5 protein-coding genes are annotated in these 12,915 nt (G+C 65.0%); 3 read left to right on the forward strand and 2 right to left on the reverse strand.

Annotated features, from left to right (window positions below):
• Nucleotides 1-706: 706 nt before the first annotated feature.
• Nucleotides 707-7,594 carry a PA14 domain-containing protein gene (locus ACIOSR_RS06815; protein WP_402752167.1) on the reverse strand — a complete coding sequence of 2,296 codons (6,888 nt, stop codon included), beginning with the start codon at nt 7,592-7,594 and terminating at the stop codon, nt 707-709.
• 589 nt (nt 7,595-8,183) lie between these two features.
• On the opposite strand from ACIOSR_RS06815, the gene ACIOSR_RS06820 reads away from it, so the two are divergent.
• From ACIOSR_RS06820 to ACIOSR_RS06830, 3 genes are all read left to right on the forward strand, one after another.
• Nucleotides 8,184-9,071: a hypothetical protein gene (locus tag ACIOSR_RS06820; protein ID WP_402752168.1), complete on the forward strand. Its 888-nt coding sequence runs from the start codon at nt 8,184-8,186 to the stop codon at nt 9,069-9,071.
• A 217-nt stretch (nt 9,072-9,288) separates the two neighbouring features.
• Nucleotides 9,289-10,032: a hypothetical protein gene (locus tag ACIOSR_RS06825; RefSeq protein ID WP_402752169.1), complete on the forward strand. Its 744-nt coding sequence runs from the start codon at nt 9,289-9,291 to the stop codon at nt 10,030-10,032.
• A gap of 475 nt (nt 10,033-10,507) precedes the next feature.
• A complete protein-coding gene (locus ACIOSR_RS06830) occupies nt 10,508-11,134 on the forward strand; it encodes a recombinase family protein (RefSeq protein WP_402752170.1) in 627 nt (208 codons plus the stop codon).
• A gap of 791 nt (nt 11,135-11,925) precedes the next feature.
• Here the strand turns inward: ACIOSR_RS06830 and ACIOSR_RS06835 are convergent.
• Nucleotides 11,926-12,777, reverse strand: coding sequence for a cation-transporting ATPase (locus tag ACIOSR_RS06835; RefSeq protein WP_402752171.1), 852 nt, complete (start codon nt 12,775-12,777; stop codon nt 11,926-11,928).
• Nucleotides 12,778-12,915: the final 138 nt, after the last annotated feature.

Raw genomic sequence — 12,915 nt, forward strand, 5'->3', positions numbered from 1 at the left:
TGAACCGCGATCTAGCCGAAGACAAACAGTGAAGCCCCCGTCGTGGTCGGGGGCTTCACTGTGTCTGGTGTTAGAGCCTGCCCGTTTCCGGTCGAGATCGACAAGGCGGGGCGGGCTAAGCGACAGACCGTCTAGCCGAGCATGGTTCGCCGAACGCGGCTGCGGCTGCGGCTGCGGCTGCGGCTGCGGCTGCGGCTGCGGCTGCGGCATGAAAGCACATTATGATAATGATGCCATGGGCATATTGCTTGCACAATGCATCTGCCAAAGTTGCGACCGTGCAAGTCATCGCGGACCTGCTCGACGCTCAGTTACCGGAAGCCGAGACGACGTAGATGCTTCTGCATGTCCCTCGGCTCCTGCGACACGTTAATTTCGAAGCGGTCATTAAGCCAGTCTCTTGCGGCGATGCTTTCTTCCTGGGAGATAGTCCAGGACACGTCAAGCACTCTCGTGAATTGGTGAATAAAACTAAGTTCATCGTTGGGCGAGTCACCCTCACGCATGCTGACGGTCAGATGTTCTCCGGTATCTGGGTCATCAACATCAGGCTCAGGCAACCACAATCGATAACCTTCGGGCCCGTCGACGTCTGCGAATTTCTCAGCAAGGACCCACATACCACTAAGTAAACCTCGGCCAATCTTGCCTGGCAGACCCGTCACGGGCCAGCTGCTGTATGGGGGAATGTCCACAACTGCCTCCTTCAGTGGTTAATGTGCATATTGCGGTAATCGCCACCTTTGGGATAACTTCCTGATTTACTAGACATTATATTTGACTTGCCCCTAGTAGCCGTCCTGTAGGCAATACGACCATTTTTTGATACATACATCATGGTTTTATTTGCAAGCCTTGTCCCTCGAGACCAGTTAGTGGCAATACGGCCACCCAGCCAAGTCCCAACGCGACCAGACAGACCACGCGCCACTATCCCAGTCTGACTCAGGCGTGTCCCGGCCCGTCCTCCGGCTTGGAGAACTTTGGCGGCTGAGTAAACATACTTTGCAGTCTTACCCGTAGCGAATATCCAGCCGCCGATGGGAATGATCGAAGTGGCGATAGCAAGGTTCACTTCCCTTTCCCACTTCTCCGACGTCGTACGAGCTGTTGGGTCACAGTAAGCATTCCAGCTACCGCAGACTTGCCGCCCGTCGAGGTCGAAGCTGTTGACCGGGTCGCCCGGATACACGTAGTCGTTGTCGACGCCGCCCTCAACCGGGTCGACTTCAAGGAATCGTCCAAGACTGGCGACGTACTGTCGGGCGCCCATTTCGATGGTTGAGAGTGTGCTGAGGTGTTCGCTGAGTTTCTGGTGTTGGCCGAGCCAGCCGTAGTCGGCGTCGCCGGGCTTGTTGTCGGGCCCTGCCTGGTTGGCCGGCACCGTGCCGAAGGCCCCGGTGGTGGGGTTCATGGTCTGGCCGAAGGGGTCGTATACGGTCAGCCCGGCGGATCGGGTTCCGGTCTGGTCGGCGGTGACGATGATGTCGCCGTGGATGTTCGGGTACGACCACGATTGCGAGCTCGCGCCGATCGAGACGAGCACAGAGCCCGGCAGCGACACAACCGTCGAGGTGACGCCGCCTTGGTCGTTGAGTTCGACGTCGGGGCTGTCGCCTCCCCCGGCGAAGGAGTACTTCGTCGTGGTCACGACCATGGCACTGGTCGTTTGCGTGCGCTTCACGATCCGGTCGGTCGCATCGCGCTGGTAGACGACTCTGCTGCCGTCGGCCAGGACCGTGGTCATGTGTCGATCTGAGCCGTCGTAGGTCATGGTCTGGTCGGCTAGGAGTGTCGTGTTCCCGTGGGTGTCGTACTTGATGCTCGCCGCGGGGATCGACTGCGCGGTGGGCGTCGCGCCCGTGGGCGGACCCTGCACGACGGTCGAGAGCAACCGATCGGCCGCGCTGTACTGAGACGTCGTGAATGTCGTTCGCGTTGGGGTCTGCTGCTTGGGGTCTTGGACGTCCTTGGAGGATGTCCGGTTGCCGTTACAGCCCGCGGTCGTCGTCGTCTTGTTGCACTCGAACGCGTAGGTGAGGTCGTGCCTCGGGATGGAGGCTTTGATGAGTCGTCCCGCGCCGTCGTATTCGTACCATGACGGGTTGACCGTTGCACCCGACGTCGTGATATTTTTCACTACTCGTCCGGATTGCGATCGCACAACCTCGTCCGTGACGGGGGTCTGTCCGTTCGGGAAGGACCAGCTGAGCCCCGTCAACGCGCCGGCCGCGTTCTTTTGGATGGCGCTCAGGGCTGAACCGTTGCCGCCGCCCGTGGGGTACTGCACGGAGGCGAGTTCGCCGCGGTCGTAGGTGGCGGTCGCGAGGACTTTCTCGTTGTGCTTGACCTCGATGACTTGTGCGTTCTGGTTGTACTTCAGCTTGGTCGTACTTGTCGTGCCTTGAGCCGTGCTGGTCGTGGTCGTCTTGACTTTTCCGGTGGCGTCGTAGGTGGTGTCGGTCACGGTGTTCCACACGTCGGTGTATTTCGTGACTTGCCCCAGCAGGTCGGTCACCGTCGTGATGGTGCTGCCCTGGTTGGCGCCCGTGACGGAGTTGTCCGACACGGTTGACACGCGGGGATCGCCACTTGCGCTGCGGTAGGTCGACGTGACGGTTCGCTCTTTGATCGCGTCCCCGATGGCGGAGGTCGTGGACGAAACCACGCGGCCGCGATCGTCGTAGGCCATGCAGGACCACGTGTTGTCACCGGTGCTCTTGGTCCCGGCGACACGTCCGAGCAGGTCGTACACCGAGGTCGTCACCAGCCCCGCAGCACTGGTTGTGGTCTTCGGCGCCCCGTACTGCTGAGTGGATGCCGGCACACCGCAGGTCGCATCCGCCGGACTCGTGCCGTCACTTCCGGTTCCGGTGTAGTAAGTCGTCTTGATGGAGGCGGTGGCATCCTGCGCGGGGAGGGTGCGTGTGGTGCGGCGTCCGTACCCGATCGTCGGGGCCTCGAACTCGGTCGTCGTTTTCAGGGCAAGGCCGGTGGCGTCCTCGATGCTGGCAGTGGCCTGGCCAAGCCACGGGCTGGCGTATTCGGTATTCGTGGTGCTCGAGGGGACGTCTGAGTTCGTGATCTCCGCGTCACCCGGCAGAACAGAGTCGTCCGTCGTGGCCGACGTCTGCAGGCCGTAGTCGGGGGTGAGCCACGATGCCGGCACGAGGGTCTCGGTGCCGCCGTCTTTTTTGACGTACAGCTTCAGGCTCGCAGCGCCGCGCAGGTTCAGGTACTGAAGGCGGATGGGTTGGGTGACGGGGCGACCTGTGGCGAGGGCGTAGTTGCCGCTGACGTCGTGGGCTGCGGAGGCAGCCCAGTCGTTGATGATCATCTCGTTGCCGACCCACAGCTGGGTGCCGTCATCGGCCCGGGTGCGGAAGGTGTAGGTGCCAGCCCCTGGCAGGGTGATCTGTCCGGTCATGCGGATCGTGAACGATCCTGCCGGGATTCCGGTCGTGGGGGCGTTTCCTTCGCCCCAGTCTCGGTCGATGGCACCGCCGTTGGCGCCGGGCAGGCCGAGGGTGTAGACCTTCGGCGGCCCGCCCATGGTGACGTTGTCGTACCAGGCGGCCTGGAGGCCGTTCAGGGACGTCGTGGTCTTGGTGGTGGAGTTGTAGACGGTGTCGTACTTCGTGCTGCTGTGGGCTGGGACCACCGGGCAGGCGGCATTCGTCTGACCGGTCCAGGTGCGTTGGGCGGTGAAGCACGCCGCCGGGGCGGGGCCGTAGGTGTCGGTGACCCGGTCGGTGACGGGGTCATAGATGGTGGTGCTCATCCGCCCCTGCGGGTCAGTGGCCGAAAGCGACTGGTCCTTTGCGTTCCAGATCTGGCTCGAGGTGAGCCCCGTGGGGCCGGTCGCGGTCAGCTGACGCAAATCAGCGTCATAGGTGGCCGTCATACCGTGCTGGCCGGCACTCGGGAGCTCGGCCGTCTCGAGTCCGGCAACATCGACGGTGCTCGTGCGCCCAGCGACGTCGTACCCATAGGTCTTCTTGGGCCGAGCCGTGGCAGAAGTGCCGTCGGGTGCGGCGAGAGTGACCGAGGTGACGCGGCCGTAGGTGGCGCTGGTGGGGTCGCTGTCGTAGCCGAACTCCGTCCGGGCCAGGCCGAAGGCCGGGTCTGTTGTCGCGCGCCCGGTGAGGAAGTCGCTCTGCAGCGGGTCTCGGACAACGGTCAGGCGGCCGTTTTCGTCGTATTGGAAGTCGGTGACCTCATTGCCCGGGTCCTGGATGCGGATCAGGTTGCCACTCTTGTCGTAGAACAACTGTGTGGTGTCGTTCTTGCCCTCGACGTGGCCCGGGTACACGATGCGGCAGAGCATGCCTTTGGGGGCGGCGACGATGGCCGGCATGTCCGACGGGATCGGGCACGCGTTGGATGCGGCGCCGCTGCTGTCGCGGAGTGTCAGGGTGTTGTTGTCGAGGAAGGTGCCGTCTTCATTGGTGACGGTGCCGACGCCGTCGCCGCCGTAGACGAAGTGCACCTCGCTGCTGTAACCGGTGGTGGTGGTCTTGTCGGCGCCTGCGATTTCGGACAGCGGGTCGGACAGGCGAGCGAGCTGCCCGGTGCCTTTGCGGTAGGTCGAGATCGGGGTGGCCCGCTTGATGGAGTCCTCAGCCGGGGTGACCGAGTCCACGCGCCCTGCGGCGTTGAACGTCGTGACGGTGCCGTCGTCGTCGGTGAGGGTGAGTTTGCCGGTCTGGTCCCAGGAGATCTTGCCGTACTCCCCCACCGGGGCGGTGTAGGAGCCGTTGATGCCGGTGCCCGAGACGCGGGTGTAGGTGTGGGTGGTGCCGGTGGTGTCGGTGATGACGACGGTGTTGCCGACGGACTGTGCGTAGGCGTAGTCGCCTGCGTCACCGTTGAGCCCGGTGGAGGGTGACCACCCTTGGGGCAGGGTCTCGACGCTGCGGGTGAACCATGAAGCCGGGACGACCGTGGCCGAGGTCCCGTCGGTCTTGCGGGCATTGAGGAAGATGTTCGCAGCTCCGCTGCGTTCGACATAGTCCATCTTGAACGGCAGAGCGCTCTGCCCGTCGGACTTCACGACGACGGTGCCCCACTCCTCGGCGGCCTTGGTGTCGGCCCACCCGTCGTAGACGGTTTTGGTGAGATCCCCCACGCTGACGCGGGCCCCGTCATCCCGGGTGACCCCGAACACCCAATCCCCCGCCGGAGGCGTGATGTAGCCGGTCCACCTCGCCAGGAAGTAATCACTTGGCACGGAAGGGTGGGGCGAGGACGTGCCCCAGTCGAAGTTGACGTTCGTGTCGGTGCGGGTCAGGCGCACCTTGTCGGGGGTGAACGTCTTGTCCTTTTTCTCGGCATCGTCGTAGTAGGTGCCGGTGAGGCCGTAGTTGCGTGGCTTCAAGGAGTTGTAGCTGAACGACAACCCCATGGGGCCGCCGACCGTACCGACTGTCGGGGACGAGAAGCGCAGGCCGAGGTTGCCGTTGGCGAGGTTCACCGTGGCGGGGCCGGCGGTGTCCACCGGTGAGGGGCCTGCCTCGCTGACGCGCAGGTTCACGCTGAACGTCGCCACGGGTGCCGAGACGATGTCATAGGCGTCAGCTGCGGCACCGAACTTGTCTCGCACCTTGACGGTCCAGCTGTAGCCGGCACCGTCCAGCAGCACATCGGCCGGCACCTTCCATGACGGCGCTTGGTCGGCGGGCAGGTCTCGTGGGGTCTGCAACCATCCGGAGTTCGCGACCTGCCCGGAAGCAGCGTCCGTCCCGGTAGCGATCTGGAACAGGTACTCCAGCGAATCCCCGTCGGCGTCCGTTGACCTCGGTACGGTCAACACGGGCTGCGTGGTGGAGATGATCGCCTTGTTCGGAGCCATTGCCGTGTCCACGGGAACGGTTCCGGGGTTGTTCGTGGTGAAGCTGTAGACCGAGGACGTCCGCACGGTGGAGGTTCCGGCGTAGCCGTTGTACCCGTCGTAGACGTAGCCCATCCAGTTGTACTTCGTCCCCGGCTTCAGGGTGTTCGGCGGGACCGTCACCTGGGGTGAGTCCTGCCAACCCGTGTCGTATGCCAACGGAAGCACGTCCGGGTTGCCGGTGCTGGCATGGAACGCGTACTTCAGCCCTGTGCCCTCAGGGTCGCGACCGTTGAACTTGAACGACGGTGTGATGGAAGCCTTGGCGGTGTTCGCCGGCGACGGTGCGACGGGCTCCCCCGTCGAGGGGAACTCTTTGGACTGCACGTAGAGAATCGTGTTCAACCGCTTAAACGTGTACACACCGGGCGACTCCTGCCCACGCAGCATCAGGTACGCACCGCGTTGCCCGTCGCGGGTCCATTTGGCGACCTGGTTCGTCAGAGCGTCATCGCCCGCGGTCCCACCGTTAGTGGTGGTCCAGCTCGAGAGCTGGTTGCCGACACCATTGTAGTTCTGGGTGGTGGCGTAATGGACCGATCCTGTGGTGGAGGCGGTCGTGCCTTCGTTGCCCCAGGCGGACTCGATCCACGCATCAAGGACCTGACGGCCCATGTTCTGCTCGTAGTTGTAGTGCAGGATGCTCCGCCAGTACTTGTCACCCCCGTCTCGGGAGTTACCCATCCGCGGGTACCCGCCGGTCAAGACGGTGCCGTCGGATTTGTACGAGCGGACATCCTCGTTCCACCCACCCGACATCGTGGGGTCGATGTGCACCGGGTAGACCCGGGCCTCATCCGCCAACCACGCTCGAGACGGGGCAAGGCTCAGATCCCAGCCCGCGGCCGTCTGGGACAAGGTGACAGGGATGTTCTTCTGCGCGGCCTCGCGCACGTTCTCCTTCCCCGACGAGTCGTACATGACCGGGGTCGGGATCATCAGCTGCGTCGCGCCCGCGCCGTCGGTGAAGCGCACGCCCCCGTCGTCGGTCACTGCGGCGAACAGATCCGTGGTCACGTGCCACGTCCACGAATCCCGGTCTTGTGCCGGCAACCGATCCAGGACGAGTTCTTCCTTGACCTCGCCGTCGAACACTTCGTACGTCAGCGTCGTGTTCGGGAACACACCCGGGTACCGCACCTCGGTTGCACCGGCACCGGTTCGCATGGCCACCGAGTGCACCGCATCAGAGTCCGCCGCGCCCTCGAGGGAGAAGCCGACGTCGTGACCGCCCCGGCTGACCGTCATGACGTCGCCGTCGCCCGCGGAATCCGCGAACACCGGCTCCAACGGGTGAGCGCTGGTCTCGAAGCCGCCGTCACGGGTGGAGGTCAGGTAAGGGTCGACGGGTTCCCAAGCACCTGAGCTGTCTTTAACGTTCAGAGGCGCTTGCCCGACCTCCGTCGTCGTGGTCCCGTCTTCGTTCTTATAGACGTTTTGGAACTCGGACCGCTTCAGCAACTTGGCGGAGTCTTCGTCGAAGGTCTGGCCGGTAGGGGCATCGGTCACCATCTCGACAGGTTCGGCCGAGACCTCTGCCGAGGGCTCGGGAATGACACCCACCCCAGCCAGGTCCTCGGGCGCCGTTCCCTGAGGCAGTTCCGGTTCTGCCGGCGCCGCAGGCTCCGACGTCAAGACAGGAACATCGGCCGCAGTCGGCTCCGGTGCAGCCCCCGCTGGCACAGCAACGAGCAACTCCGCCACCAACGCAGCCGTAACGACAACTCCCGCAACAACACCGAAATTGCCCCAACGCGAACGCACAATCAACCCCATGCCCCGGACGAAATCGCCCGCAAAAGTCGCAAGCCACCCCGGCATGCGAACCTGAGAATAAGGCCAGAATCCACGGTGAATTCGATGGTGCTAGCCCCGCCGAAACCGAACGCACTCGTCCGGGTTACAACAGCCCCGACCTTTGCCCAGACAACAGCGTCGACTTGCGAGGCGCGCACGACCCCAAGGGGGACAAAAGCCTGAGATTCGTCACCAAACTGTTACCAGGGGCCAGCTCGTCAGTCACCCGCCAATAGGGACCCAAGCAGGTATCCCGATGGACGACCGTCTAACGGGCACCAAACTAACGGTCCTGACCCCGACCGGCTCAAAACCCCGTTTCGTACTGGTCACCGTTTCGGCTTAGCCTCCTGACCCCACGGCCGTGCGCCACTCAGGCCCATCCACTGCTAGCCGGACAACACTGCGGTCCGTAATCTCCGGGACATCGCCCAACGCGGCCGATTCACAGCGTTTCGCACTAGTAACTTCGACGGTTCGGTCCCAGGATTCCTTCATGTTGAGGAAAATCGGATCAGGCTTGGTCGTCGCAGCGGTCATCGCCGTGCTGAAAGTCCTCATCATCACCCCGCTGGTCGACATGTACGTGCCGACAGGTAACTGGGCGATTGACCTGTTGAGTCGAACAGGCTCGTGGCTCATCTCTCCGGTGCCCGACTTCGGCTACCTGTTTCTGGTGACCATGGGGCTGTTCCTAATGGTCATGGCAAACGGCGAGAAGTTCCAGCTAACTGGCACTCTCCTCTTGGTAATAGCCACCCTGTGGCTCTCGGTAACAGTCGGCGGGCTCATTCGTCTTTTCAACCCGCCAACTGGTCATCTGAACGGAGACCCCGGCTCGCTCGTGGTACTCATGGGCTGGGCCATTGCACTCATCATCGTGCCCGTGGCCTCGGTCTATCGATATGCCCTAAACGATCTCCTCGTTCGAGATGTTGACTGGGTCATTGCGGCACGGGGGAAGGGCCGGCAAACGGGAGGCGGGTTAATTCGGGGTCGCGTTGAGTGCACGGACGATGACCCGCATGCTCTGAATTTGGGACCGGGAATATGTGAACGCGAGCTGCGATACGCGCGCCGGCGACCTTTGTTCGACAGGTGGCGTGGCCGCGGGACCTATCCCGCAGAGCTACGAGCACCGCACAGTCCCGCAGCGTCTTACGAGGAACAGGCCAGGAAGACGCGCGAGGTGCTTCGAGAGCTTAAGAAGTCGCGGGGATTCTTGCTGGGACAAGACATCGCCAGGATTTCTGTCTGGCCTGACGGTGACCGAGTGTTTGGGCAGGCCCAAAACCAGCGCTGGATGTCAGGCGCAAGACGCAACGCGTTGCGGGAAGCTAAACCTGATGACCTCCCCAGACTCGGGCGAGGCGTTCGATCCTGAGAAAGTCAGGGACCTCGCCCGCAGCGGCATCGGCTGACGCAGATAGCTCAAAGGGCCTTCAGAGCTGCCACGAGTTGGCGGCCTGTCGTCGCTCTGCCGCAAACGCTGATGCCTGGTCCAATCTGAGCGCCCCTGGCACTCCGATAAGCCACCGCCTGGTGGTGTTCTGGATCACGTCTTGATGTCCTGTTTGAGGAATCCTCTTACAATGTGGCCCATGAGGAGATTGACGGCGGGGGTCGCCGTGGCGGCGGTTGCGCTGCTGCTGACCGGGTGTGCCGGGATTAGCAGCGAGATGGGCGGGCCACCGGCCCCGACCGGCACCGCGACGAACGGAACCGGGGTGCCGGACCGGCAAGCCGTCCTCGACGAGCTCGGTGCGCCCCCTACCTCGGGGCCGCCGGACCCAGCCCGCCTCGCCGAACTGCGGCAGAAGGCCACCGACCAGCGTTGGGACCAGGTGACAAAGCAATTCCCCGACGCGGTCCGACCCGAGGTCGCCCTGGTCCACGAGATCGAGGGCGGCGACCTCGACCCGCTCATCGCGTGCCTCCGCGAGGCCGGCCTGCCCGTGGTCGACGACGTCGGGAGAGGTAAGGACGGCTCGACCTCGCAGGGCTATTCGTTCGAGATGCCCGACGGCGGGCCGCAGCGCGAGCAGGCCGAACTCGCCAGCTACCGCTGCAACGTCATGTACCCGAGCCCCGTCGCTGAGACGCTCACGGTCGGGCAAGCGGCGTGGTTGTACGACTACCAGACCATGTTCCAGCTGCCGTGCTTCGAGGCGCTCGGCGCCCCGTCAACCGAGCCGAGCATGACTCGCGAGGAGTTCGCGTCGACCTGGCCCCACCAGGGCTGGTTCCCGAGCGCTGGATCAGCATCCAGTCAAGGGCTGACGGACGCCGAAGCGGAACGAGTCGACAAGACCTGCCCCGCGCCCGACTCGGATACTTTCGGCTAAGGATGCCGTAGCAGCTAGAGGCAACGCATATTCGAGGCGGCACATCCGGCCACAGAAGATTCGTCCAGCAACTTGCTCCAACAAGTACTAGGAAAGCAGTTGCTCAAATGTCGATTCGCGTAAAGCCCCTTCTCATTGGTTTGGTGAAAATCCTCATTGCAAGCCTCAGTGTTGGCCTGACTGCCATAGGCGTTCTAGGCGGCAATCGAGCACACCCAGGTATGTACATCGGGGCCGAGAAGCGAGACGACTACCGACCCTAATGAGGCGGAGCAGCTTGGCATTGCTGGTTTATCGACTGGTCCACTCGCCCTGAGATGGCTTAGAGGGAGCCCGTAGCCTGCGCTACGAGCTCCCTCTCGCTTCGGCGATCGTTCATCGGACGTTCTGCGGCTGCGACCACTCCCCCGGACCTCCGGGCGTATTACTGTCTCAGATAGGCCGTCCGAAATAGGTTCCGGTGACGGCACCCTCTGTGAGACTGAAGACCACCGGGACCCTCATCGGCTACGCCCGCGTCTCCATCGACACCCAGGACCTCACCGCGCAGCGGGACGCCGCCTGCGTGCTGGGGGTGCCGCCGGAACCGATCTACAGCGACCGCGGCCTGACAGGGACTAGTAGGGAGCAGCCGGGGCTCCGAGAGGCTCTGGCGGCCTGCCGGCAGGGCGACACCCTGGGCGTGACGAAGCTCGTTCGCCTCGCGCGATCGCTGCGAGACGCAACCGACATCGCTGAAGAGCTGACGCGCCGGCAGGTGCGGCTGACCCTCGGAAGGTCGGTCTACGACCCGACCGACCCCGTCGGGCGATTGCTCTTTGTCGTCCTGGGGATGGTGGCCGAGTTCGAGTCCGACTTGATCGGAGCGCGCACGCGCGAGGGCATGGCCACGGCGAAAGTGCGGGAGCAGCTCAAGGGCCGAAAGCCCAAGCTCTCCCCCGTGCAAGAGCGGCACATGGTTGCGCTCCCCCGGGCCGGCGACCACACGGTCGCCGAGCTGGTGGAACTGTTCGGCGCGGGGCGGACAACTGTCTTCCGGGCGCTCGAGCGGCACCCGGCCGCGGTCGATTCAGCCGTGACACTCCCCCGCGCCGACGCCTGATCTCACAGCCGTATTCCAAGAACGAGGCCGGCGAGGCCGTACTGTGCTGGCTATGACCTCGCTGGCCGAAAGTGCCTACATCTACCGCGACGTGCCGGTCAATTCATCCAGCGGCGTCGGTGGATGGCTGTTGACTCTCGCATCAGAAACCGGCGAGCCCACCACTGTCATCCTGCCGACCCGCGATCGCCACCACGACCCCGTCCCAGAAGCTCGAGCGGCGCGGAGCGCTGGGCCACAGACCTTGAGGCGCTGGGCGGCCAGTAGCGTAAGTCCGTAGTTACTGAACTACGGACGGTCTAGTCGTCGAGCTGCGCGCGGACGCGGCGGGCGATGGCCCCTTGCGGCTCGTCGTTTTCCAGCAGCTCTGCAACGAGGGCATGGGTAACGTGCACGTGCGCGACACGCACTCGGCCCTGAGCCTCTGCGAGGCCTGCGGCGTAGTCGATGAGGCCTGGGGCGACCGGTCGGCGGTGATGCGTACGGGCTTGGCTCGAACGACGTTCGGCCGGGGTGCTGACGTCGCCTCGACGGCGGGTGCTCCGGGCTGGTTCTGCTCGGGCGTCGTCGACGCGCCTCTCTGCGTCGCGCGGGCAGCTCTTCCGCTTTGGTCATCGTCCTGCTCCCAGCGTCTCGATCTCGTCGGCGGCGTCGGCGTACTTGCCGAGTTCGGTGACCGGGCCGGACCCCCCGCGCGCGCGAGGGTCTCGGCGAGTTCCTGGGGCCTCAGGACGCGAGCCGCGCGGGCGCGAGCCGCACGGGCGCGATCCGCGCCGGCGCGAGCCGCGCGGTCAGCGGTCGAAGAGGTTGCCGAGGCCGGGGATCTGGAAGCCCTCGCCGAGGTTGCCGAGCTGGTCGCCCAGTCCACCCACCTGCTCGCCGAGTCCGCCGACCTGCTCGCCGAGTCCGCCGAGGTACTCCTCGCCGCCCGCGGTCAGGCCGTCCAGCCCCTCGAAGCCGAAGCCGTTGGTCAGCTGGTCGAAGTCGATGCCCGACGTCACGGCGTCGGACAGCAGGGGCAGGGCGACGCTGCTGACGGCGGCCGCCCCGGCCACGGCGACCGCGAGGCCCGCGACCCCCGCCACTCCGGCGCCGACCGCGGCACCTGCCGCGACCTTGCCCCCCGTGCTGCCGAGCACGCGCTTCATCAGGCCGGGGTGTGCGGTCTCGCCCCGGGTCGCCGCCCGGGCGAGGTCGGCCGGGGCGCTCGACGCGGGACGCTCGCCCGCGGGCACCTCGGCGCTCAGGCGGGTGAGCACCTGCTGACGCTGCTCGGGGGTGAGGCGCTCGAAGGCGTCGCGATGGACCTGCTCGAGCTGCTGCGGCGGGGCGGTCTGCAGCAGGTAGTCGTACTTGGCGAGGGCCGCGCGGTCCGCGGCGGACCCCTGGGGGGCGTGGCCCCCGGTGGCCGGGCGCCCGACACCCCGCTGCGGCGCCCCGTACCCGTCGCGCTGGGGCTGGCGGCCGCCCTGCTGCGGCTGCCCGCCCTGGCGGTCGTCGCCGGTCACCTTGTCGGAGACCTTGCGCACCACGTCACGCCAGTCGGTGGAACCGCCGGACGCGCCACCGCGGCCGGACGAAGAAGAAGAGGAGTTGCCGAGCGCACGCGCGGCGGCACCCAGGAGACGGTCGAAGTTGGCCATGCGAGCGATCATCCCGGGCCCGCATCCGAGAAGCCCCCGCAGGAGCCGAGCATCGCCCGGGAACGGCGCGTCCACCGCTGCGGGTTACGGTCGAGCCCTCCTCCGGGTTACATTCGCAGGGGACGCCCGCGCGGGCCC

Source organism: Frigoribacterium sp. NPDC087798, from assembly GCF_044742985.1.
Taxonomy (GTDB): domain Bacteria; phylum Actinomycetota; class Actinomycetes; order Actinomycetales; family Microbacteriaceae; genus Frigoribacterium.

Excerpts from the sequence above, each read along its gene's own strand:
- ACIOSR_RS06825 (WP_402752169.1), top strand. The coding sequence starts at position 9,289 with ATGAGGAGATTGACGGCGGGGGTCGCCGTGGCGGCGGTTGCGCTGCTG.
- ACIOSR_RS06820 (WP_402752168.1), top strand. The coding sequence starts at position 8,184 with ATGTTGAGGAAAATCGGATCAGGCTTGGTCGTCGCAGCGGTCATCGCC.
- ACIOSR_RS06835 (WP_402752171.1), bottom strand. The coding sequence starts at position 12,777 with ATGGCCAACTTCGACCGTCTCCTGGGTGCCGCCGCGCGTGCGCTCGGC.